Here is a 2,072-nt window from a genome sequence, read left to right on the forward strand (position 1 = left end):
GAGAACGGGAGCTTACCGCTTCCACAAGTCGTACGCGGTGCTGGTGCTTTCGGTGTCTTCTGCTGCTTTTTCATGCTGTCTGTGCGTTTATGTTTACATCCCGTCAGGCCGATATTCATCTTCGTTGCTGGGGCTGAACAGACGTACGCCATCTTTTTTCGCACAAACATTCTTATCCGATTCAAACATTACAGAACAAGAGGTAGAACTACTGAGGTAGAAATGTAAAAAGAAAGCAGCATCGTTGGTCGGGTTATAATTTAAAGTACAAGACCAATAAAATCCTTCAGTCCCAACGTTCGTCAATCTTCCATTTTTATAACTTCCCAAAGCAGGAAGAAAGAAATAATCGGTCAATTTCTCATTCTTTGGTTTCCCAAAAGGAAAACCGTTAGAGATACTCCCCAGTCCACCACCTGTCGTATAATCTGTACCGCTTCTTATAGCAGTTTTAAGCTCTGCAACGCTTTTACCTTCTTCCGCAGCTATGGTGCTTTGTTTTTTTAACCATATACCGCCAGTATAGAGATGACCCATTGTTGCCCATAAGGAAGAATTGTCCCAAAAACCATTAAAAACTATATACCACCACGCTTCATTAGCATTGAGGCAATAGGCGCAACTGCGCGAGGCGGGAGTGGGAAACACGGCTTGGTCGTTATACCAGCGCGAGTCGGTGTTATTCTTGGGATAGTTATCATTGTAGCCGCCATGGGTGGTGGGTTGGTAGGCTTCGTACCCTGCCCAATAGTTCTCGCCTCCAGCGGCATCCCATGTATAATACTGACCGATTCCAGGATATTCGGTTACTTGCAAATCGGGACTCAAGTGCTTATTCTTACCCGCAGCAAAAGTCTTGTCGCTGTAAGTTTGAGTGATGGTGCCGGTAATACTTCCGACGCGCAGGGTGTATTCTATATAGAATTTCCCATAGGTGCCAGGGGCTAACACGAATGTTGCCGAATTGGTTGCGGGATCGGCTGTATTTGTGGGAAGCGTGAATCCTGTATTGTCGGTACCGCGTAGTTTGAGCGTGATGCTCTTCGAGGGTACGTTGGGTGCTACGGCAGTATTAATGCCATTGTCGTCGAAATTGAATTGTCCGGCAAGAGGTTTGTCAGCACTTATTTTAATTTGGGTGATTTTGGCACCAGCCAGAAGGCTCTGCGTGGTGAAAGGGACGAGAGTGAGGTAGGCTGCCTTATGAGTGAGAGTAAATTGGTATCGGCCGCCTGTTTTTTGTGCTATGGCCGTCCCGCAATCGCCGATTGCACCAATCTGTGTTGCATCGGCAGGCAATTGCTGAACTTGCGCGGAGTGTATGGTTACTTTATCGGCAGGACTGTTGCCATTACCCGTGTAACGAATGGGATAAGTGAGGGCTGTGTAGCTGCCTTGAAACCAAAATTTAGCCGTGGCGACTTTGGTCGTGCCCAATGTCGTGAGTTGCTCGGAAATATTGTCGCGTGAGCTTCTCACCATTGCGGGATTCGCAGGCGCAGCATTGAGCCAAAGACGGTCTTGTGCCTTCCAATAGAATTTGAGTTTCGTACCCGTGTACTCGCCTGCTGTGCGAGAAAGCGGATGGTCGTCTACGACAACAAACTCGGTCATACCCTTTGTATCGGGTTCTTGCGTGTTATTCTGCACCCCATTGTCGTTGGTGCATCCTGCTGTGGCTAAGAGTCCCGCGAGCAGGAGTAGGAATGTTGTTAGCTTTTTCATTGCTTTTAAAAATTTGGTTTGTTCCGAACTTGATTGTTTCTTGAATACTTTTTAGAAGTACAGGAATGGCAATCTACCATTCTTCATCATTGGCATCGTTGTGTCCACCACCATTCTCACCGGGGAAATAAGGGTTTTCATCTTCCCAGTCTTCGTCATCGGCCTCTTTATGGCCACCAGAGTTGTTAAACGAGGAAGATAGCAACAGATTGTCGAACGGTGTGCGGATGACCTCGATAGCGGGGCTTACATACGGTTGCTTTCTGAATGGTTTTTTCTTCATAGTTTCATCTTTTTGGGGGGGTGAATAATTTGGAGAAATTTCCGCCTTTCTGCGCCTCGCAAAA

At 47.0% G+C, this 2,072-nt stretch carries 2 protein-coding genes; both read right to left on the minus strand.

The window, feature by feature from the left end:
- Nucleotides 1–93: 93 nt before the first annotated feature.
- Nucleotides 94–1,725: a hypothetical protein gene (locus tag HMPREF0658_RS01990; protein WP_006948191.1), complete on the minus strand. Its 1,632-nt coding sequence runs from the start codon at nucleotides 1,723–1,725 to the stop codon at nucleotides 94–96.
- A gap of 73 nt (nucleotides 1,726–1,798) precedes the next feature.
- The gene (locus tag HMPREF0658_RS01995) at nucleotides 1,799–2,008 is read right to left on the minus strand and encodes a hypothetical protein (RefSeq protein WP_040557614.1); all 210 of its coding nucleotides are present in this window, start codon (nucleotides 2,006–2,008) and stop codon (nucleotides 1,799–1,801) included.
- Nucleotides 2,009–2,072: the final 64 nt, after the last annotated feature.

Origin of the sequence: Hoylesella marshii DSM 16973 = JCM 13450 (assembly GCF_000146675.1) — a bacterium.
GTDB lineage: Bacteria > Bacteroidota > Bacteroidia > Bacteroidales > Bacteroidaceae > Prevotella > Prevotella marshii.